17 protein-coding genes are annotated in these 21,363 nt (G+C 73.7%); 12 read left to right on the plus strand and 5 right to left on the minus strand.

Annotated elements, in window-relative coordinates; genetic code table 11:
• Positions 1–55 precede the first annotated feature (55 nt).
• The gene (locus AB0O11_RS10395) at positions 56–2,392 is read left to right on the plus strand and encodes a zinc-binding dehydrogenase (protein ID WP_363383893.1); all 2,337 of its coding nucleotides are present in this window, start codon (positions 56–58) and stop codon (positions 2,390–2,392) included.
• Positions 2,393–2,479: 87 nt separating this feature from the next.
• On the opposite strand, the gene AB0O11_RS10400 is transcribed toward AB0O11_RS10395, so the two are convergent.
• From AB0O11_RS10400 to AB0O11_RS10410, 3 genes are read right to left on the minus strand one after another with little or no spacing between them, the layout of a single operon-like run.
• The gene (locus AB0O11_RS10400) at positions 2,480–3,010 is read right to left on the minus strand and encodes a MaoC family dehydratase (protein ID WP_363383895.1); all 531 of its coding nucleotides are present in this window, start codon (positions 3,008–3,010) and stop codon (positions 2,480–2,482) included.
• 18 nt (positions 3,011–3,028) lie between these two features.
• Positions 3,029–4,264: an aminotransferase class I/II-fold pyridoxal phosphate-dependent enzyme gene (locus AB0O11_RS10405; protein ID WP_363383897.1), complete on the minus strand. Its 1,236-nt coding sequence runs from the start codon at positions 4,262–4,264 to the stop codon at positions 3,029–3,031.
• A 2-nt stretch (positions 4,265–4,266) separates the two neighbouring features.
• On the minus strand, positions 4,267–5,202 hold the full coding sequence (locus AB0O11_RS10410; RefSeq protein WP_363383898.1) for a CoA ester lyase: 936 nt from the start codon (positions 5,200–5,202) through the stop codon (positions 4,267–4,269).
• Positions 5,203–5,447: 245 nt separating this feature from the next.
• Between AB0O11_RS10410 and AB0O11_RS10415 the strand changes: the two genes are divergently transcribed.
• A complete protein-coding gene (locus tag AB0O11_RS10415) occupies positions 5,448–7,292 on the plus strand; it encodes a hypothetical protein (RefSeq protein WP_363383900.1) in 1,845 nt (614 codons plus the stop codon).
• A gap of 449 nt (positions 7,293–7,741) precedes the next feature.
• On the plus strand, positions 7,742–8,821 hold the full coding sequence (locus tag AB0O11_RS10420; protein ID WP_363383902.1) for an inosamine-phosphate amidinotransferase 1: 1,080 nt from the start codon (positions 7,742–7,744) through the stop codon (positions 8,819–8,821).
• Between the two features lie 199 nt (positions 8,822–9,020).
• On the opposite strand, the gene AB0O11_RS10425 is transcribed toward AB0O11_RS10420, so the two are convergent.
• Positions 9,021–10,418, minus strand: a complete 1,398-nt coding sequence (locus AB0O11_RS10425; RefSeq protein WP_363383904.1) for an FAD-dependent oxidoreductase — start codon at positions 10,416–10,418, stop codon at positions 9,021–9,023.
• A 40-nt stretch (positions 10,419–10,458) separates the two neighbouring features.
• On the opposite strand from AB0O11_RS10425, the gene AB0O11_RS10430 reads away from it, so the two are divergent.
• A complete protein-coding gene (locus tag AB0O11_RS10430) occupies positions 10,459–11,334 on the plus strand; it encodes an ATP-binding cassette domain-containing protein (RefSeq protein WP_363383905.1) in 876 nt (291 codons plus the stop codon).
• A gap of 61 nt (positions 11,335–11,395) precedes the next feature.
• Here the strand turns inward: AB0O11_RS10430 and AB0O11_RS10435 are convergent, their stop codons facing one another.
• Entirely contained in the window at positions 11,396–12,070 is a 675-nt protein-coding gene (locus tag AB0O11_RS10435; RefSeq protein WP_363383906.1) for a TetR/AcrR family transcriptional regulator, read from the minus strand.
• A gap of 233 nt (positions 12,071–12,303) precedes the next feature.
• Here AB0O11_RS10435 and AB0O11_RS10440 point away from each other — a divergent pair, with 233 nt between their 5' ends.
• From AB0O11_RS10440 to AB0O11_RS10475, 8 genes are all read left to right on the plus strand, one after another.
• Positions 12,304–13,566, plus strand: coding sequence for an MFS transporter (locus AB0O11_RS10440; RefSeq protein WP_363383908.1), 1,263 nt, complete (start codon positions 12,304–12,306; stop codon positions 13,564–13,566).
• 50 nt (positions 13,567–13,616) lie between these two features.
• Positions 13,617–15,428: a glycoside hydrolase family 3 N-terminal domain-containing protein gene (locus AB0O11_RS10445; RefSeq protein ID WP_363383909.1), complete on the plus strand. Its 1,812-nt coding sequence runs from the start codon at positions 13,617–13,619 to the stop codon at positions 15,426–15,428.
• Positions 15,425–15,559: a hypothetical protein gene (locus AB0O11_RS10450; RefSeq protein WP_363383911.1), complete on the plus strand. Its 135-nt coding sequence runs from the start codon at positions 15,425–15,427 to the stop codon at positions 15,557–15,559. The genes AB0O11_RS10445 and AB0O11_RS10450 overlap by 4 nt, the downstream gene beginning before the upstream one ends.
• A 20-nt stretch (positions 15,560–15,579) precedes the next feature.
• The gene (locus AB0O11_RS10455; RefSeq protein WP_363383913.1) at positions 15,580–17,028 is read left to right on the plus strand and encodes a carboxylesterase family protein; all 1,449 of its coding nucleotides are present in this window, start codon (positions 15,580–15,582) and stop codon (positions 17,026–17,028) included.
• A gap of 60 nt (positions 17,029–17,088) precedes the next feature.
• Positions 17,089–17,769 carry a hypothetical protein gene (locus AB0O11_RS10460; protein ID WP_363383915.1) on the plus strand — a complete coding sequence of 227 codons (681 nt, stop codon included), beginning with the start codon at positions 17,089–17,091 and terminating at the stop codon, positions 17,767–17,769.
• A gap of 44 nt (positions 17,770–17,813) precedes the next feature.
• Entirely contained in the window at positions 17,814–18,647 is an 834-nt protein-coding gene (locus AB0O11_RS10465; RefSeq protein WP_363383917.1) for a PIG-L family deacetylase, read from the plus strand.
• 358 nt (positions 18,648–19,005) lie between these two features.
• Positions 19,006–19,950: an ABC transporter ATP-binding protein gene (locus AB0O11_RS10470; RefSeq protein ID WP_363383918.1), complete on the plus strand. Its 945-nt coding sequence runs from the start codon at positions 19,006–19,008 to the stop codon at positions 19,948–19,950.
• Positions 19,947–21,359 (plus strand): ABC transporter permease, encoded by a 1,413-nt coding sequence (locus AB0O11_RS10475; protein ID WP_363383920.1) that lies wholly within the window; start codon positions 19,947–19,949, stop codon positions 21,357–21,359. Before AB0O11_RS10470 ends, AB0O11_RS10475 begins: the two co-directional genes overlap by 4 nt.
• Positions 21,360–21,363 lie beyond the last annotated feature (4 nt).

Genomic DNA, 21,363 nt, shown 5'->3' on the forward strand with positions numbered 1-21,363 from the left:
CGCGGGACCAGGACCTTGGGTCGCAACAGCGCCGAACACCGGGAGAGTTCACCAGATGACGACGCTCTGCATCGCGAACAGCCGCACCGAGGAGATGGTCGGGGACCTCACCGGGATGACGCCGCCGGAGCAGCTGTTCGCCGGGTGCGGGGCGCAGCGGATGCTCTGGTGGGCCGAGGACGGCGACGTCCTGGTGCTGCCCAGGGAGCCCGACCCGGAGTACCTGGCGTACGTCACCGGGCTGACCGGTGTGCGGGCCGACAGCCTGACCTTCGTGGTACCGCCGCCGGGCGCCCAGGGCGACCAGGTGCTCACCACCGACCGCCTGGCCGACCCGGGCTTCCGGGCGGAGCTGCGCCGCGTCCTGGACGGGCGCACCCTCGACGAGGTGCTGGCCATCTCGCCGAACGGCGCGGTGGCCGAGCTGGCGGCCGCGCTCGGCGTGGCGCAGGCCATGCCCGGTCAGCCCTTCGCCGCGCAGGGCGGCAACGCCCTGGTCAACAGCAAGGCGGGGTTCCGGGCGCTGGCCGCCGGTGCCGGGGTGCCGATCCCGCCGGGGAGGGTGGCCGGCTCACCCGCGGAGGTGGAGGCCGCCGTCGAGCACCTGCTGGCGCAGGGGCACAGCGTGATGGTGAAGGTCGAGTACCAGGCGGGCGGCTTCGGCAACGAGATCCTCGCCCGGGACGAGCAGGTGGAGGCGGTCGGCGCCGAGCGGGTGGTGCCGCTGCCGGACCGGGCAGCGGTGGCCGCGTACGTGGCCGATCGGTGGACCTGGCTGACCGGCGGGCGCGGCCAGCGGGTGGTGGTGGAGCGGTACTTCGCCGACTGCGCGCCGCTGTACGCCCAGTTCGTCGTCGACGACACGGCCGTGGTGCTCGCCGGCTGCGGCGAGATGGTCATGCGGCCGGTGGTGGTCGGGGAGATCACCCCGCCGGTCACCCCGGACTCGGGCGTCCTGGCCGAACTCGTCGACCAGGGTGCCCGGTTGTGCGAGGCACTGCGGGTGATCGGGTACCGGGGCACGGTCAGTGCGGACGCCGTGCTGACCCCCAAGGGCGAGATCTACTTCCACGAGACCAACGGCCGGCTCACCGGCTCCAGCCACCTGCACGACGTCTTCTTCGGCCGCCTGCTGCGCGAGGAACACCGCGGCTCGCGCTACATCCTGGAGCTCGGCGGCCTCAAGGTGCCGTCCTTCGCGCAGGCCGTGGAGGCGGTCGGCGCGGCCGGACTGGCCTTCGACCCGCGGACCGGCACCGGCGTGCTGTACAGCAGCGACTTCGGGCCGGCCGACGGCTCGGTGATGTACTGCGTGGTCGGCGAGAGCCCGGAGGCCGTCCGCACCCTGGAGACCGCGCTGCTCGCGCTGTTCGCCGGCATGAGGCCCGAGGCGGACGTGGACGAGGCGACCGTGGACGAGGTGGAAGGGGACGGGAACGGGATGCGTGCGCTGGTGATCCACCGCTACGGCGGGCCGGAGGAGCTCCGCATCGGGACGGTGCCGGAACCGGTGGCCGGCCCGGGCCGGGTGCTGGTCGACGTCACCCTGGCCGGGCTCAACTACGCCGACCTGGAGTGCCGCACCGGCGAGTACCTCCGCTTCCCGCTGCCGGCGGTGCTCGGCGTCGACGTGGTCGGGCGGCGCCGCGAGGACGGCCGGAGGGTCGTCGCGCTGCTGCGCACCGGTGGCGGGTACGCCCCGGTGGCCGTCCCCGAGGCGGCGCACACGGTGGAGGTGCCGGACGGCGTGGACGACGAGCAGGCGCTCGCGCTGCTGGAGCAGGGCGCGACGGCCTACGGCGCGCTGACCCTGGCGGGGCGGCTGCGGCCGGGCGAGGCCGTCGCGGTGACCGCAGCCGCGGGCGGGGTCGGTCACCTGGCGGTGCAGCTGGCCAGGGCGCTGGGCGCGGGCCGGGTGGTCGGCCTGGCCTCCACCCCGGAGAAGCGGGAGTTCGTGCGCTCGCTGGGCGCCGACTCCGTGCTCGACCCCGAGGACCCCGAGCTGGCCGGGCGGCTCGCGGAGTCGGGCGGGCTGGATCTGTTCTTCGACTCGGTCGGCGGCCGGGTGCTGCGTGCCGGGCTGGCCGGACTGGCCCCCTTCGGGCGGCTGGTGTCGGTCGGGGCGCGGGGCGGGGTGGAGGACGGCTTCACGATGGGCGAGCTGACCGAGCGCTCGGCAGGGGTGCAGGGCTTCTGGCTCAAGCACGTCCTGACGGACCGGGCGCTGTTCGAGGGCATCGCCGACCACCTGTTCCGGCTCGCCGCCGAGCGGCGGCTGGTGGCGCGGATCGACCGGACCGTGTCGCTGTCCGGGGTGGCCGCGGCGCACCGGGCGATGGCCGCGCGGGAGACGGTGGGCAAGGTGCTGGTGGACGTCCGCCGCGAGAAGTGAGCGACGTGCGGGGAGGGCGGCCGGCCGGCCGCCCTCCCCGCCTGCGCACCGGGCCCGACGGTGGAGACCGCCGGGCCCGGCGGTACGTCAGTACCCGGCGACCTCGTCCAGGCCGTGGCCGCGCAGCGGGACGAGGAAGCTGCGTTCGAACACCACCACGGCCTCGCCGGTGGACTTCGTCCCGGTGGTGCGGCAGCGCACGATGCCCTGCCCGGCACGGCTCTTGGACAGCCGCTTGGCGAGGGTCTCGGTCTCCGCGTAGAGGGTGTCGCCGGCGAACACCGGGTGGGTCATCCGGATGTTCTCCCAGCCGAGGTTGGCGATGGTGCGCCCGCTCGTCGAGCGGGCGGTCATCCCGCCGACGATGCTGAGCGTCACCAGGCTGGAGACGATCGGCTTCCCCCACGGGGTGTGCTCGCTGTAGGCGGCGTCGATGTGCAGTGGGGCGTCGTTCATGCTCAGCATGCTCATCAGCACGTTGTCGAGCTCGGTGACGGTCCGCCCGGGGCGGTGCTCGACCACCTCGCCGACCTCGAACTCCTCGTAGTAGCGCCCGACCACCTCGCGGTAGCGGCGTTCGCCGATCCGCCGGTAGCCGGCGGGTTCGGTTGCGTCCATCGCGGCTGCTCCCAGGTCCTAGAGGTCGGCGGTGAGTTCCTTGACGTGGCCGGCGAAGTCGCGGATCAGCCGCTCGTCCATGTCGGCGCGCATCATCAGCCGGAGCCCGGCCTCGCCCTTGGGCACGATCGGGAAGAACACCGCCGAGCTGTAGTAGCCGCGTTCGTAGAGCTGGGCGGACAGCTTGACCGCGCGCTCGGCGTCCCCGACGTCGACCCGGCGCACCGGCAGGCCGTTGCCCGCGAAGGTGGTCGGCAGCAGCTCGTCGAAGAGGTCGATGTTGCGGTTCAACCGGGCCTGAAGTTCGGCCAGTTCGGGCGAGCGGTGGATGGCGGCACTGCCCAGCGAGGCGCCGACCAGCGGCAGCGCGACGTTCTGCGACCAGCCGACCGGGCCGGCGTGCCGGTGCAGGAACTCGAACTGCTCGCGGTTGCCGAGCATCGCGACGCCGCCGCCGGTGCCGAAGCCCTTGCCGAGGCTGGCGACGATGACCGTCAGCGGGTTCATCTCCAGCCGGGAGCGGACGAAGCCCTCGCCGCGCTCGCCCATGATGGACAGCGAGTGGGAGTCGTCGATGTAGAGGAACAGCCCGTAGCGGTCCTGGAGTTCGAGCAGGCCGTCGAGGGCCGCCGCGCCGCCCATCGAGTACGCGCCGTCGGCCACGTACGCGACCCGCGGGTACTTGCGGCAGATGTCCTCCAGGTAGTTCAGGTCGTTGTGCGGGCAGGTCAGCACCAGCGACTCGTCGGCGCAGATCGGCTTCACGTACGCCATGCAGAAGTGGCAGAAGCGGTCGAAGACCATCACCCGGGGCCCGCCGCCGCCCTGACAGGTGCCGTCCAGGTGGCCGGAGGCGATCAGCGGCAGGATGCCGGCGGTGAGCGCGGTGCAGGACGCTCCGGGCAGGATGTGCGCGCCGAACAGCTCGCCCAGCTCCTCCTCCAGGCGCACCAGCAGGTTGTGCCGGATCCGGGTGGTGGAGGTGACCAGCCAGGTGCTGCGGGACTCGGCCAGCGCGTCCACCGCGGCGGCCGCGACCGAGGGGTGGTTGTTCAGGCCCAGGTAGGCGCAGGAGACCATGTTGGCGAACTCGTGGCCGGTCTCGCGGACGATCAGCCGGTTGTTGGACTCCGAGTCCACCGTGATGCCGATCAGGCCGTTGGCGGCGGCCGCCTGCCAGACCGGGTCGGCGGTGGCCAGCATGGCCTCGGCGTTGCGGTACCGGCGCGGGCCGAGGATGGATTCTTCGGTCATCGTCACTTCTCCGTCGCGTGGTTCGGGGAGTCGGTGGGCGCGTGGTCCTGCGGGTGGTGCTGTGGCTGCTGCGGCGAGTGGTGCGAGCCGTCGGGCCGGGGCGGGTCGAACTGGTCGATCAGACGCTGCGAGGCCTCGAAGAACGGCATGCCGACCATCACCCCGTCCACCACGGTGACCGAGCGGCCGTTCTCCAGCCCCGCCGCGACCACCCGGCGGGCGCGCGCCAGCAGCTCCTCGTCCGGGCTGAACGTGTCGTTGATCATTGCGAGTTGGCGCGGGTGGACGGCGATCTTGCCGCTGAACCCGAAGTCCCGGGCGAGCCCCGCCTCCCGGCGCAGCCCGGCGAGGTCGGAGACCTCGAAGAACGGCGCGTCCATCGCCTCCACGCCCGTGGCCCGGGCGCTGTTGACCACCCGGGCGCGGGCGTGGGCCAGGGCCTCCCAGGAGAGCCGGGCGCCGACCGCGAAGGCGTAGTCGGCCGAGCCGAAGACCAGCCCGCGCAGCCGGTGCCCGGCGGCCGCGATGGCGGGCGCGTGCTCGATGCCCAGCGGGGTCTCCACGACGGCCAGGAACTCCGTCTCCGGACAGTCCGCAGCGAGCGCGCCGGCGGCGATCCCGATGTCCCGGGGGGACTCGGCCATCGGGATGAGCACCAGGTCCGGCTTGACGCGGTACCGGGTGATGGCGATCAGGTCACGCAGACCGTCCGGTCCGGAAAGGGCGTTGATGCGCACCGCGCTGCGCGCGAGCTTGGTGGACGGGAGCGCGAAGAACTCCTCGGCGAGCCGACGAGCCTCCTCCTTTCGGGCGGGTGGGACCGAATCCTCCAGATCGACCATGGCGATGTCGGCCCCGGACTGGTGGCTCTTGGTGTACCGCTCCACCGCCATCGCGGGTGTGGACAGGAGGGAACGGCAGTACCGCGTGAACTTCATGGATATCTCCGAAGTCAGCGAAGGCTGCGGGTTCCGGTTCTATCCCACCGGCTTTGTTCGGCGCCGTGCGGCTGGACATTGAACATCAACTCGGAACAACCGACCCGCACGCACCATTGTTTGACGCCAGCGCTGCTGTGCATGATGAATCACCGGGGGGGATCGACACGAGGCGCGCGCGGCGCGAGTGGCGCGTGGGCACTCAGGGATTTCAGGACACCGCTTCAAGGGAGAAGGGGGCCGTAGTGCCTCGTCGGGAAAGTCCACTGGACCCCGGGGACGGGCCGCTGCTGAGCTTCGCGGGTGATCTGCGGGCCCTGCGGGAGCGCGCCGGATGTCCGCCGTACCGTCAACTCGCCCTCCGGGCGCACTGTTCGGCGGCCAGTCTGTCGGTGGCCGCGGGCGGCCGGCGGCTGCCCAGTCTCGCCGTCACCCTCGCCTATGTGCAGGCCTGCGGCGGGGACGTGCGGGAGTGGCGGCACCGCTGGCAGCTGCTCGCCGCCGAACTGGCCGCCGACACCGCCGCCCGGCGGCGCGTCCAGGACGCCGGACGGGCCCCTTACCCCGGTGCGGCGGCGTTCGAGGCGGCCGACGCCGAGCGGTTCTTCGGCCGCGAGGCGCTGCTGGACCGGCTGGCCGCCCTGCTGGCCGAGCGGCGGCTGGTGATCCTCTCCGGGCCGTCCGGGGCAGGCAAGTCCTCGCTGGTCAGGGCCGGTCTGCCGGCCCGGCTCGGCGGGCCTCCCGGCACCGGTGCGGCTACTGGGGGGAGAACCGGGGCCGGGGGCGGAGCGGGCCGGCCCCCGGCCGACGGCGGTGTCCCGGTGGCGCTGCTGACTCCCGGTGAACGACCGATGGAGGCGTACGCGCTCGCGCTCGCCCGGCTCGGGCAGCGAGTCGGGGAGACGGCGCGAGGCGTCTTCGGACCGCCGGCCGGAGATCCGGTGCTGGTGGTGGACCAGGGCGAGCAACTGCGCACCCGCTGCCGGGACGCCGCCGAGCGGGCGCGCTTCCTGGACGCGCTGGTGGCGACCGCCACGGGCACTCCGGGCGAGGCACCGGACGGGCTGCCGGTGGCGGCGCCGGCTCGTTGCCGGGTGGTGCTGGTGCTCCGCTCGGACCAGTGCGGGCCGCTGTTCGCCGAGCACCAGGGGCTGGCCGAGGCCGGCCGGCACGCGGTGCTGTCGGTGGGTCGTCCGGCGCCGGACGAGCTGCGGCGGGCGATCACCGAGCCGGCGTTACGGTCCGGCTGCACCGTCGAGGGTGCCCTGCTGGCCGTCCTCATCTCGACCGCCGCACAACAGCCGGGCGCGCTCCCGCTGGTGTCCGCGGCCCTGCTGGAGACCTGGCGACGGCGCAGCGGCAACGCGCTCACCCTGGCCGGGTTCCAGGCCACCGGAGGCTTCGAGGGCGCGCTGGCCCGGACGGCGGAGGCGCTGTACAACGGGCTGGAGGCAGCCGATCAGGCGCGGGCGCAGGCGGTGTTCCTGCGGCTCGGCGGGGAGCTGCCCGGTGCCGGCGAGGACGCCGCCGGTGGTGCGACGGCCCTGGGCGACGGGCTGACGCCCGGTGGCGAGCCGGTGCCGGATGACGGCCTGGGGGCGGGAAGCGACGAGGGCACCCGCAAGCCGGTCCGGCGGGCCGAGTTCGACGACCCCGGCGTCCCCGAGGTGATGGAACGGCTGATCCGGGCACGGCTCGTGATGGTGGACCGGGACACCGTCGAGCTGTCCCACCACGCGCTGCCGCAGGCCTGGCCCAGGCTGCGCGGGTGGCTGGCGGAGGGTCGCGAGGCGCTGGGGGAGCAGCGCAGGCTCACCGCGGCCGCGCGGGGCTGGGCAGCCGGCGACCGGGATCCGGAACTGCTCTACCGGGGCGTCCGGTTGGAGCAGCTCATGCGGCAGGTGGCGGCCGGCGAGCTGGCCGCGGCCGGGATCGAGCGGGCCTTCCTGGCGGCCTCGGCCCGGGCGGCCGTCGCCGACCGGCGCCGCGCGCAGCGCCAGAACCTCGCAGTGGCCGGGGTCGCCGCGGCGGGCGGGGCGCTGCTGGCCCTGGCGGGCGGGAGCCGGATCCGTCGGGCCTGGCGGTGGTGAGCGCCGGGCCGCGGCGCGGAGGGGCGGTGGCCGGTCGCGCGAGTGCCTCGGCCAGGCCCTCGCCCGGGTATTGATCAGCATCGGAACAAGGGAGTCGAACAACGGTCGGATCGACCGGCGGTTCACCACGGCGGCGCATTCGATGCCGATCACGGTCCTTGCGCCGCCGTCGGTCATCCGGGTAGCTTGACGGTCGATCCCGGCCCTCCGAAAAGCGAATTCGGCTGCCCGGCCGGTGATTTCCCGTACGCGGTGGTCGGCCGGAGCCGCTCCGGCGATGAATCCGTTCCGATTTCCATTGCTGGTTCCGCATGTTCGGGGGGACCCGGCTCCGTCGGCGGCTCGCGCTCGCTCGGTGCCGGCCCGGCCCCGCCGTCCGAGGTGCGGTTCGAAGCCGTCGCATTCGCCGCCTCATCCGCGTTTCCCTTAACCCGTGTCAAGGGGGAGTCATGTCCGATTCGGCCCGTCCGGTGCACAGCTGGGACGAGTTCACCACCCTGCGGGAGGTCGTGGTCGGGACCGCCGTCGGCGCCCGGCTGCCCGAGCAGACCGAACCGTCCTCCTGGCTGTCCTGCTTCCCGAAGACCAGCGCCGCCGACCTCGCCTCGATCGAGATCGGCCCCTACCCGCAGCAGGTCGTGGAGGAGACCGAGGAGGACCTGGACGCGCTGGCGGCCACCCTGCGCGGCCTCGGCGTGACCGTCCACCAGCCCGAAGCGGTCGACCACGCCGCCGAGTTCGCCTCCCCGCTCTGGAAGGCCGACGGCGGCTTCCACTCCTACTGCCCGCGGGACCTCACCCTGGTGGTCGGCGAGACCCTGATCGAGGTCGCGAGCCCGATGCGGCAGCGCTACTTCGAGGTCTTCGGGCTGCGCGGGCTCTTCCAGGACTACCTGCGCCGCGGCGCGCGCTGGCTGGCCGCGCCCCGTCCGCAACTGAAGGACGAGCTCTTCGAGTTCGACGCGGACGGGCTTCCGCTGCTGGGCGAGGCCGAGCCGGTCTTCGACGCCGCGAACGTCCTGCGGCTCGGCCGGGACGTCTTCTACCAGGTCTCCCGCAGCGGGAACGAACTCGGCCTGCGGTGGCTCGAATCGACCCTCGGCCTGCTCGGCGACGGCGGCCTGCGGCTGCACCCGCTGCGCGACATCTACGGCTACACCCACATCGACAGCACCATCGCGCTGCTGCGGCCGGGGCTGGTGCTGCTCAACCCCGAGCGGATCACCCCGGAGACCGTCCCCGAGCCGCTGCGGGGCTGGGACATCCTGTGGTGCCCGCCGGCCGAGCCCTCCGGCGACACGCCCGAGCACGCGCTCAGCGAGAGCTGGATCAGCATGAACCTGCTGATGGTCTCCCCGGACACGGCGATCGTCGAGGCAGGCCAGGAGAGCCTGATCAAGCTGCTGGAGCACGCCGGGATCACCGTCCTGCCGATCCGGCTGCGGCACTCCCGGGCGCTCGGCGGCGGTATCCACTGCGTCACCCTGGACATCCGGCGCGACGGCGGGCTGGAGGACTACCTGTCCTGACCGCACCGGCGTGGTGCGGGCGTCGGCGGTCGGGCGGCAGCGGGCGGGGGCGGCTCGGTACCGGACGGCTGCGCCCGCCCGGGAACGGTGGCCGAGGAGGGTCACGACGTCCGAGGCGAGCCCGTTGTCCGGGCGGCCGCCGCCGCGGCGCGAGCCTCCTGGCCCCGGCCGAGGTCGGGCGGGGCGGCGGCCGGAGCCGTCAGCTGTCGAAGCCGAGGCCGAAGCGGTCGAGGGTGCGCAGCCAGAGGTTGCGGTGGCCGGCGTTGGCGTCGGCGCGCGTGAGGGCCCACTGGGTGATGCCGATGCCGATCGAGCGGGCGGGTTCGGGCGGGAAGGGCAGCGGCTTGCGGCGGACCAGGTCGAGGACGGTGCGTTCGGTGCGGGCGCCGGCCAGGAGGTCGAGCATCACCTCGGCCCCGAAGCGGGTGGCGCCGACGCCGAGGCCGGTGAATCCGGCGGCGTAGGCGACCCGGCCGTCGTGGGAGAGGTCGAAGAAGGCACTGAACCGGGTGCAGGTGTCGATGGCGCCGCCCCAGGCGTGGGTGAAGCGCAGGCCCTCCAGCTGGGGGAAGGTCCGGAAGAAGTGCAGGGCGAGGGTGGCGAAGGTCTCCGGCCGCTGGTCGCGTTCGGCCCGCACCCGGCCGCGGAACTGGTGGACCACGTCGTAGCCGCCGAACAGGATGCGGTTGTCGGCGGAGAGCCGGACGTAGTGGAAGTGGTTGGCGCTGTCGGAGAAGCCCTGGCGGCCCTGCCAGCCCACCGAGGCGAGCTGCGCCTCGGTCAGCGGCTCGGTCATCAGCGCGTAGTCGTAGACCGGCACGGTGTACGGGCGGTGGCGGCGCAGCAGCGAGGGGAAGACGTTGGTGGCGAGTGCGACGCGGCGGGCGCCGATGCGGCCGTACGGGGTGCGGACGGTGATCCCGCGCGGGGAGTCGGTCAGGCCGGTCGCGCGGGTGTTCTCGAAGATCCGCACGCCCTGGTCGAGGCAGGCCTGCTTGAGGCCCCAGGCGAGGCGGGCGGGGTTGAGCATGGCGACGCCCTCACGGTCCCACAGGGCGCCGAGGAAGGTGGGGGAGTCGATCTCGGCGCGGACGGCCTCGCGGTCCAGGAAGTCGAGCCGGCTGCCGTAGCGGGCGGCGAGTTCGGCGAACTCGTGCAGCCCGTCGACCTGGTAGGGCTCGGTGGCGACGACGAGGGAGCCGGTGCGCTCCCAGTCGCAGTCGATGCCGTGGCGCTTGACGGTGTCCTCCATGGCCTGGAGGTTGGCGGCGCCGAGCCGCTCCAGGGCGTCGAGTTCGCCGGGCCAGCGCTGGTGTCCGTTGGCGAGGCCGTGGGTGAGGCTGGCCTCGCAGAAGCCGCCGTTGCGGCCGGACGCGGCCCAGCCGGTCTCCTGCGCCTCGACGAGGACGACGTCGAGCGAGGGGTCGCGCTCCTTGGCGATGAGCGCGGTCCACAGGCCGCTGTAGCCGCCGCCCACCACCAGCAGGTCGCAGCGTACGTCGCCGACCAGGGCGGAGGCGGGCGTGGGCCGGTCGGGGTCGTCGAGCCAGAACGGTACGGGCTGGGCGTCCCGGAGGGCGTGGACGGGGTCGGCCATGGCGGGGGCTCCTTCGGTGCATGGAGGATCTGGCCTCCGAATGCCGCCATCAGATCCCCGCATCCGCTTCAACGTCAATGCTGTTGACATAAGGCTGCCAGGCGGGCGCGAGCTCGATCCGGTCCAGGATCGTGGCGGCGATCGCCTCGGGGTGGTGGACGGCGTCTCCTTCACCCTGCCGCCCGGCGGTGCGCTCGGCATCGTCGGGGAGTCCGGCTGCGGCAAGACCACCACCGCCCGCATCCTCGTCGGGCTGGAGGAGCCCGACGGGGGCACCGTCCACCTGGACGGCGCGGACCGCTCGGTGCGCCCGCGCAGGCGTGCCGAACGGCCGGCCCGGGCCCGCGGCATCCAGCTGGTCTTCCAGGACCCGTACCTGTCGCTCGACCCGCGGATCCCGGTCGGCGCGTGCATCGAGGAGGTGCTGCGGCTGCACTTCGCGCTCGACCCGGCCGGCCGCCGCCACCGGGTCGCCGAACTCCTCGACCAGGTCGGCCTCGGCGGGCGTGAGGCCGCCGCACTGCCCCGCGCGCTCTCCGGCGGGCAGCGCCAACGCGTCGCCATCGCCCGGGCGCTGGCCGCCGAACCGAAGGTGCTGATCCTGGACGAGGCGGTGGCCGCGCTCGACGTGTCGATCCAGGCGCAGATCCTCGACCTGCTCGCCGGGATCCGCCGGGAGTCCGGGATCGCCTTCCTGTTCGTCAGCCACGACCTCGCGGTGGTGCGGCACCTGACCGACGAGGTCGCGGTGCTACGGGGCGGGCGCGTCGTCGAGGCCGGGCCGACCGTCCGGGTGCTCACCGAGCCCCGGCACGCCTACACCCGGCTGCTGCTCGACTCCGTTCCCCGGCGCGGGTGGGATCCGGGCCGGATCGCCGAGGGCCGCCGGGCCCTGGCCCGGGCCGAACCGGCCTGAGGCACGCGGACCGCCGGGCCCCTTCAGTGGGGGAGGGACCCGGCCCTGCGGCGAGTTCCCGCTACTCCACCGGGCGCGGCGGCAGGTCCGACCCGGTCGTGGAGAGCCCCCGGTACAGCCGCGCCAGATATCCGCCCAGCTGGGCGGTCATGTCCACCGCCTCCGGGTCGAGCACCCACTGGAGCTGCAGCCCGTCCATGACCGCCAGCAGCTGTCGGGCCTCGGCCGCGCAGTCGGTGTCAGGGCGCAGTTCACCGCTGTCCACGCCCCGCCGCAGCGACTGCGCGGCGTCGTCGACCAGGGTGCGGTAGCGGCGGGCGAAGAAGGCGTGGGCCGGGTGGTCCGGGTCGCCGGACTCGCCGACCAGGGCGTTGAACATCCGGGTGCGGCCCGGGCGGCGGCTGTTGTGGTCGGTCAGGTCGAGGAGGCGGTGGAACCACTCGGCGACGCTTGTGCACTCCTCCGCGAAGAACCGCTCGGTGTCGTGCTCGTCGCTGGCCTCCAGCACCGAGACCAGCAGGGCCTCCTTGGTGCGGAAGTGGTGCAGCAGCCCGCCCTGGGTGATGCCGACGTCCTTGGCGATCCGGGCCAGTGAGGTCGCGTGGAAGCCCCACTGGGCGAAGTGCTCGACGGCGGCGTCCAGGATGCGCGAGCGCCGCTCGTCGCCCACCGCGTACGTGCCGCGTGCCGCGCCCCTGCCGGTGTCACGGGTCGCCGACCCGTCCTTGACGTCCATGGCTGCCACCTTAGCCATCGGCGCCGGTCGGCCGCGATCACGTGACCTGGGTCACATGATGAAAACCTACTGCCCACTCGGTTTTCATGGTTCGCTGGGTGCGCACCCCGAGGCGGCGCCCTGAGCCGCCCGGCCGGCCCCACCCTGCCCCGGCCGGAGCCGAGCCGCGCCGTCCTCCGGGCTCCCCTCCCCACCCTCCCTCCCACGGGACCAGCGGCCCAGGAGAACCGGCCATGACCACCACCGACAGCGCAGTCGGCGCCCCGAGAGCCCAGGCGGCCCCGCCCCCGGCCCCGGACGGCGGCCGCCGCATCGGACGCCTGCTGCCGATGCTCACCCTCGGCAACGCCGTGCTCTACCTCGTCTACCTGGGCATCGGGCAGGTGCTGCTGCCCGCCCAGATCGAACTCGTCGACCCCGACGGCAAGGTCGCCGCGCTCGGCTGGGTCTCCGGCGTCGCGGCCGTCTTCGCGACGCTGTTCAACCCGCTCGCCGGACTGCTCTCCGACCGCTCCCGGCGCCGCAACCCGTGGATCCTCGGCGGCGGCCTCGCGTCCTTCGCGGCCCTCGCGCTGCTCGGCCAGGTCCGCACCATCCTGCTGGTCACCATCGTCTGGTGCCTGGTCCAGGCCGCGATGAACGTCTACCAGGCCGCGCTCACCGCCGTCGTGCCCGACCGGGTGCCCGTCGAACGGCGCGGGCTGGCCTCGGCCATGGTCGGCATCGGCACCCCGATCGGCTCGGTCATCGGCGTCACCCTCGCCACCCGCTACGTCCCGGACTCGCTCGGCACCGGCTACCTCGTGCTCGGCGCGACCGTCGCCGTCGCGGCCGTGCTGTTCGTCGCGCTGGTCCGGGAGGAGCGGCTGCCGGCCGTCGAACCCGTGCCGCTGCGACGGCAGTTGGCCGCCTTCGCCGACACCTTGCGGGTCGCCGACTTCCGCTGGGCCTTCATCGGCCGGTTCCTGATGATGCTCGGCTTCTTCGCGGTCTCGCTGTTCCAGTTCTACATCCTCCAGGACCACATCACCCTGCCCGACGGCATGGACGCGGCCGGCGCCCAGGCCGTGCTCGCACCGGTCGACGCCGTGTCCACCCTGGCCGCCACCGTCCTCGGCGGCTGGCTCTCCGACCGGCTCGGGCGGCGCAAGCCGCTGATCGCGGTCTCCTGCGTGCTGGCCGCCGCGACCATGACGGTCCCGGTGCTGATGCCCGACTGGACCGGGATCCTGCTCTTCACCGCCCTCGTCGGCATCGCCTTCGGCTGCTACATGGCGGTGGACACCGCGCTGGTCACCCTGGTGCTGCCGAGCGCCGACGACGCCGCCCGCGACCTCGGCGTGCTGAACATCGCCAACGCCGGCCCGCAGATCATCGCGCCCTTCGTGGCCTCGCTGGTCGTCGGTTCGGCCGGCTACGACGCCCTCTACCTGGTCGGCGCGCTGATCATCCTTGCCGGGGCGCTCGCGGTGGCCCCGATCAAGACCGTCCGCTGAACCGCGCCCGCCGCCCGCAACACACCCGCACCACCCAGGAGTTCCACCCCGTGCACACCATCGCCCCCGCCGTCCACCCGTACCAGGACCCGACCCGCCCGGTCGAGGAGCGGGTCGCCGACCTGCTGGCCCGGATGACCCTGGAGGAGAAGGCCGGCCTTCTCTTCCACACCATGATCCCGATGCACCAGGACGGCCGCCCGGTCGAGGCGGCGGACGGGGACGGCCTCGAATTCCCCGCCGACACCACCGGACTGATCCGCAGCCAGGGGCTGAACCACTTCAACCTGGTCGGCACCGCAGGCCCGAGGCAGTTGGCCGAATGGCACAACGCCGTGCAGGAGATCGCCGCCGGCACCCGGCTCGGCATCCCGGTCACCGTCTCGACCGACCCCCGGCACTCCTTCACCCTCAACATCGGCGCCTCCATCCAGGCCGGCGCCTTCTCCGCCTGGCCGGAGGCGATCGGCCTGGCGGCCGTCCGCGACCCCGAACTGGTCCACCGCTTCGCCGACATCGCGCGCCAGGAGTACCTGGCCGTCGGGCTGCGGGTCGCCCTGCACCCGCAGATCGACCTCGCCACCGAGCCCCGGTGGTCCCGCCAGACGGGCACCTTCGGCGCCGACGCCGCCCTCACCTCGGAGCTCGTCCAGGCCTACATCCGCGGCTTCCAGGGCGAGCGCCTCGGCCCGGACAGCGTCGCCACCATGGTCAAGCACTTCCCCGGCGGCGGCCCGCAGAAGGACGGCGAGGACCCGCACTTCCCGCACGGCAAGGAGCAGGTCTACCCCGGCGGCATGCGGGAGCTGCACCTCGCGCCGTTCCGCGCCGCGATCGCGGCCGGCGCCGCGCAGATGATGCCGTACTACGGCCAGCCGATCGGCACCGACTGGGAGGAGGTCGGCTTCGGGTTCAACCGGGGCGTGGTCACCGGTCTGCTGCGCGAGCAGCTGGGCTTCGGCGGCATCGTCTGCACCGACTGGGGGCTGCTCAACGACGACGAGATCTTCGGAGAACCGCACCAGGCCCGGGCGTGGGGCGTCGAGCACCTCACCGTCGCCGAGCGCGCGGCGAAGGCGCTGGACGCGGGCGTGGACCAGTTCGGTGGCGAGGAGTGCCCCGAGGTGGTCGTCGAACTGGTCCGCTCCGGGCGGATCGCCGAACAGCGGATCGACGACTCGGTCCGGCGGCTGCTGCGCGAGAAGTTCGTGCTCGGGCTCTTCGACGACCGGCGCTACGTCGACCCGGATGCCGCAGAGGAGACCGTCGGCAACGGTGGGTTCCGCGCCGCCGGGGCCGCCGCCCAGCGCCGCTCGCTCACCGTCCTGGTCAACCGCGAGCGCACCCTGCCGGTCACCCGGACCGCCCCCCGGCTCTACACCGAGGGCCTCGACCGCGCGGTCGTCTCCCGCTACGGCCGCCTCGCCGCCACCCCGGCCGAGGCCGACCTCGCGGTGCTTCGGCTGTTCACCCCGTACGAGTACCGCCCGAACCGCTTCGAGTCGATGTTCCACTCCGGGCGGCTCGACTTCCCCGAGGCCGAACTGGCGGCGATCCTCCGGGTGGCGGACGAAGTCCCGACCGTCGTCCTGATCAACCTGGAGCGGCCCGCCGTCATCCCGGAGATCGCCGGGCGGGCCGCCGCCGTGGTCGCCGACTACGGTGCGAGCGACGACGCGATGCTCGACGTCCTCTTCGGCCGCGCCCGCGCCGAGGGCCGGCTGCCCTTCGAACTGCCGCGCTCGATGGCCGCCGTCGAGGCCTCCCGCCCGGACGTCCCGAACGACACCGCCGACCCGGTCTTCCCGTACGGGGCGGGGCTGGACCTGGTCCTTCCCGGTCCGGAAGGACGCCCCGCATGAGACCCGCGGCCCGAGGACTCCCCACCGTCGCCCCGGTCACCCCCGACCGGACCTACGGTGTCCGCACGACCGACCTCCAGGAGCCGAACCGGCTCCGGCACCACCTCGACCACGAGGCGCCGCGCCCGTGACCCACACAGGAGAGCACCGCATGAGCACCGAAGGATCTCGACAGCACCCGGTCGTCCCCACCGGCTGGGGCCCGGTGCGCGGGGAGCGCCGCGCGGACGGCAGCGTCCGTTTCCTGGGCATCCCGTACGCCCAACCGCCGGTCGGCGAGCTGCGGTTCGCCGCCCCGGTGCCGCCCCGGCCGTGGACCGAGGTGCTGGACGCGACCGCCTACGGGCCGACCGCACAGCGCCGTCCGTTCGGCGAGGTCACCACCATCCCCGAACCGACCGTCCCCGGCGCGGACATCCTCAACCTCAACGTCTTCACCCCGGACCTCGCCCCGGCGGCCGGTCTGCCGGTACTGGTCTGGATCCACGGCGGCGGTTTCGTCGCCGGCTGCTCGGCGAGCCCGTGGTACGACGGCGCGGCCTTCAACCGGGACGGCGTGGTCGTGGTGTCGATCGGCTACCGGCTCGGCATCGAGGGCTTCCTGCACCTGCCCGACGCCCCCGACAACCGGGGCGTGCGGGACTGGATCGCCGCGCTGGAGTGGGTCCGCGACAACATCACCTCCTTCGGGGGCGACCCGGCCAAGGTGACCGTCGCCGGGCAGTCCGCGGGCGGCGGCGCCGTCCAGACCCTGCTCGCCACCCCGTCCGCCCAGGGACTGTTCCGTGCCGCGATCTCCGTCTCCGGCGCGGTGATGCGCCCGCAGGACCGCGCGACCGTCGAAGCCGTCAGCCGGACCCTCACCGCCCGCACGGGCGTGCCCGCGACCGCCGCCGCCCTGCGCGACCTGTCCGACGAGAACCTGCTCGACCTCCAGGACGCGCTCAGCGGGGCCGGCCCGGACGGGGACACCCTGCCCGCACTCTCCCTCGCCCCCTTCGCGGACGGCGAGCTGGTGCCGCTGCCGGGGCCGGAGGCGCTGCCGGACACGGAGATTCCGCTGCTGCTCGGCTTCACCGCACACGAGTTCGCCTCCCCCGCGGAGGACGGCGATGCCGAGACGGAGGACGAACTGCGCGGCTTGCTCGGTGCCTTGGGCCTGGACGAGCGTGGCGTGGCGCGCTTCCTCACCGAGCACCCGGGTGCGAACGGCGGCGACGCGATCACCGACTGGCTGTTCCGCGCCCCCGCCCTGGCCATCGCCGAGGCCCGCGCCGAACGCGGACGGCCCACCTGGCTCTACCAGTTCGACTGGTCCGGCACCGCCCCGGGCCGTGCCGGGCAGGCCTACCACTGCATCGACCTGCCGTTCGCCTTCGACCTGCTGGACGCCGAGGGCGTGGCGGCGGCCCTCGGCACCGAGCCGCCGCAGGCGCTGGCCGACGCCGTCCACGGAGCCTGGGTCGCCTTCGTCCGCGACCTCGACCCGGGCGCCGCCTGGCCCGCGTACCGGGACGGCCGCGCGACCATGCGCTGGCACGCCGAACCCCGGGTGGAGCGCGACCCGCTGCGCGGCGTCCGGGACATCTGGCTCTCCTGAGGGCGCCCGGCCGGTCCGGCCGGGGCGAGGATGACAGTGCCGCGTGGCAGAGTTCGCCTCATGAACATCGCCACCACCACGCACAGTTGGGACGAGTCCGTGGCGCTCTTCGAGCGCCGCGGACTGCCCGTCTCCTCGTACCAGAACCTCTACGAGGAGGAGTACGACGTCCACTCCGGCCCCCTGTCGATCGCGGGGCACCTCGACCTCGACGCCGCGGATCCGGAGGGCACCGGCTACATCGTCGACGGCGACCTCGACGTGACCGGCGCCGTCCTCAACACCGACGACGGCTGCCCCGCGCTGATCGTGCTCGGCGACCTCCGGGCCGCCGCCGTCTACCTGGAGGGGGACGCCAAGCTGCTGGTCCGCGGCAGCGTCCACGTGGAGGCCTTCGTCGGCAACATGACCGACAAGCTGGTCATGCTCCACGGCGACCTGCACGCCCGGGTCACGGTGCTGTCCGCCGAGTTCGAGCCCGACCTGATCGAAGGCACTCTGCACGGCCCCGTCCTCGCCCCCGCGTACCTGGCGCCCGCCGGTGCCGAAGCACCCGCCGCTCCCGAGACCGTGCTCGTGCCCGAGGTCCTGTGCACCGGCACCGACGACGACCCCGACGACGTGCGCGGCTTCGACGCCCCCGGCGTCCACGGCGGCCGGCTGCTGCGCCGCATCGAGGCCGGTCTTCCCGTCACCCTGGCCGCCGGACGGGACCGTGCGAGCGACCACCCGCCCGCGTGACGCAGACTGGGGGGCGAGAATGTCTCAGACGGAGGATGAATCACATGGCCGACCGGCCTTTGACACTGATGGCAGTGCACGCCCACCCCGACGACGAGGCCACCGGGACCGGGGGTGTCCTCGCCCGCTATGCGGCGGAGGGCATCCGCACGGTTCTCGTCACGTGCACGGACGGCAGGTGCGGTGACGGGCCGGGAGGGGCCAAGCCGGGCGAGCCCGGGCACGACCCGGTGGCCGTCGCCGCGATACGCCGGCAGGAACTGGAGGCCAGCTGCGAGGTGCTGAAGGTGAGTCACCTGGAGCTGCTGGAGTACGCCGACTCCGGGATGATGGGCTGGCCGAGCAACGACGAGCCCGGTTCGTTCTGGCACACGCCGGTGGCGGACGGCGCCGCCCGCCTCGCCGAACTGATGCGGCACTATCAGCCCGACGTGGTCGTCACCTACGACGAGAACGGTTTCTACGGCCACCCCGACCACATCCAGGCCCACCGCATCACGATGGCGGCGCTGGAGCTGACCGACCTGACGCCGAAGGTCTACTGGACGACGGCGCCGCGCTCGGCCATGCAGCGGTTCGGGGAGGTCCTGCGCGAGGCCGGCGCGGACTGGGAGGCCCCGGACCCGGCGGAGGCGGGCGAGATGCCCGAGATCGGTCTGCCCGACGAGGAGATCACCACCTGGGTGGACACCACCGCGTTCGGTGGCCGGAAGTTCGACGCCCTGGCCGCGCACGCCAGCCAGGGCGAGAACATCTTCTTCCTGAGGATGGGCAAGGAGCGGTTCACCGAGCTGATGGGCGTGGAGACCTTCGTGCGGGTCAAGGACACCACGGGCGCGGCCGTCCCCGAGAACGACCTCTTCGCCGGCCTGCGCTGATCCCGGAGCAGTGACGTGCCGGCTGCGGGGCGGGTGGGCCTCGCAGCCGGCACCGGGTGGACGCGGCGTCCGTGGAGGTCGCCGGGGTCCGCTGTCCGATGTGACATCAGATCATCGGACGTTGACAGCGGGATTGTCGCCCGCTGTTCACCTGCCGGCTGCCCGACGGTCGCCGGCGTGCGCGTGTCCATCGCGGAGGTGTGCGCTCCCGGGCCCGGCCCAGGCCGGTACGGCCCGCGCGGGTGGTCGCAGGACCGCCACAGGGCCGGCCGCTGCTGTTCCTGCGCTGTTCAACCGGGCGCTCCTGACTGTGCCCGATCAAGCCCCTAAGTTCCCTGGGGAACTGCGAGAAGGGGCCATGAAGGACACGCAATATGCCGTGCGGGCAAGAGAACTGACGAAGTGTTTCGGTGATGTCGTGGCGCTCGACGCCGTCGGGCTGGAGCTGGCACCCGGGCGGATCCACGGGCTGGCCGGGCCGAACGGGGCCGGGAAGACCACGCTGCTCGGGCTGCTGCTCGGGCTGGCCGTCGCCGACGGCGGCGAGCTGGAGGTGCTGGGCAGACCGGTCGGCCGGGCGCTGCCGGCGCCGCACGCAGTGGCCGGCTTCGTGGACGGGCCCGGGCTCTACCCGTCGCTGACCGCACGGACGAACCTGGCCGCACCGGCGAGGCTGCGCGGGCAGGACACCCGGGCGGGCCGGATCGACGAGGTGCTGGCCGAGGTCGGGCTGACCGAGGTCGCCGACGACCGGGTGCGGGGCTTCTCGCTGGGCATGCGGCAGCGGCTGGGACTGGCCGCGGCGCTGCTCACGGACCCCCGGCTGCTGGTGCTCGACGAGCCGTCCAACGGCCTGGACCCGGCCGGCAAGCAGCACGTGCACGGGGCACTGCGGCGGCTCGCGGCCGACGGGGTGACGGTGGTGCTGTCCAGCCACCGGATGGACGACCTGGAGGCGCTCTGCGACGAGGTCACCATCCTGGCGACCGGGCGGGTCCGCTTCTCCGGCCCGCTCGGCGAGCTGGCCGCGGAGAACCGCGCGCTCGACCACCGGCTGCTCACCTCCGATCCGGCGGCCGCACGGCGGGTGGCCGCCGGGGTGGCCGGAGTGAGGGTCCTGGCGCAGGCCGAGGCGGGACGCGCGGCCGAGGCGCTGGTGGTGCACGCGTCGGGGCAGGCCGTCGAGGAGCTGGTGGCGGTGCTGGTGCACGCGGGCGTCCGGGTGCGCGAGGTCGCACCGGTGGTCCCGGCCCTGGAGGCGGCGTTCCTCGCCCTGACCGAGCAGCAGGAGGACGGGCGATGAGTACGGTCACGGCCGGGCGCACGGTGGCCGCCGCCGGCGTCGGACCGGGGGCGCGCCCGGTGCCGGTGGGCCGGGTGTACCGCTTCGAGCTGGTCAAGCTGCTGTCGCAGTGGCGGATCCGACTGCTGATGCTGGCCTGCTGGATCGTGCCGGGCCTGTTCACGGCCGCGGTGGCCCAGCAGGGGACGCTGCCCTCCGACACCCTGTTCGGCCGCTGGATGCACGCCACGGGCTGGGCCGGCCCGCTGGTGGTGCTGGGCTTCGCGGGCTCGTGGGCGCTGCCCCTGTTGACCTCCGTGGTCGCGGGCGACGTGTTCGCCGCCGAGGACCGGCTCGGGACCTGGCGGCACCTGCTGGTGACGGTCCGCTCGCCGCGAAGGATCTTCGCGGCGAAGGCGCTGGCCGGCACCACCGTGATCGTGCTGCTGATGGCCGCACTGGTGGCGTCGAGCACGGTCGGCGGGCTGGCGGCGGTCGGCGACGAACCGCTGGTCGGCGTGGACGGACACCTGCTGTCGCCGTCGGACGCAGCCGGCAGCGTGCTGCTGGCCTGGGCGTGCGCACTGGCGCCCACCCTGGCGCTGGCGGCGCTCGGGCTGCTCGGCTCCGTCCTGCTGGGCCGCTCGCCGATGGGGCTGCTGGTCCCCGCGCTGGCGGCGGTGGCGATGCAGCTCGCGCAGGTGCTGCCCCTGCCGGTGGCGCTGCGCCTGGCGCTGCCCGGCTACGCCTTCGTCTCCTGGAACGGGCTGTTCGCCGACCCGGGCCGGCTCGACGAACTGCTGATCGCCGTCGCCGTCAGCCTGCTCTGGGCCGCGGTCGCCACCGCGGCGGCCTACCTGCTGTTCGTCCGGCGGGACTTCACCACCGGCAGCGAGGACGGGGTGGGGCGCCGCACGCTCTCCTTCGGGGTGCTGCCGCTGGCCGGGCTGCTCGCGCTGACCTCCGGCGCGGTCGCGGTGGCCACGCCCTCGACCGGCTCGGGGATCTCGCAGGCGAAGGTGCAGCAGGAGGTCGCCACCGTGTTCGCGCACCTGTACCGGCTGCAGACCGAGCAGCTGCACCGCCCCGCCGTGACGGAGGCCGAGCTGCGGGCCACCGCGGCCTGCCGGCGGGGCGACGGCCAGGTCGACCCGGAGGGGCCGGGCAACGACTGGCGCTGCGTGGTCACCTGGCACCTGCCCGGGACGGACGCGCCGGGGACGGCGGTCTACCAGCTCGACGTGGCCTCGGACGGACGGCTGATGGCCGACGGCGACGGTCCGAAGGAAGTGAACGGCTACTTCCTGGTGCACACCCCGACCGGGGACGCACCGAACCCGCTGTGGCAGTTCGACGGTCAGGTCGGGCTGCTCGCTTCCCCACCGAACGCAGCGGACGCAACGAATCCGACCGATCCAACGAAGGGCTGACGCC

This window comes from Kitasatospora sp. NPDC093102, assembly GCF_040683915.1.
In the GTDB taxonomy this organism is placed as follows: domain Bacteria; phylum Actinomycetota; class Actinomycetes; order Streptomycetales; family Streptomycetaceae; genus Kitasatospora.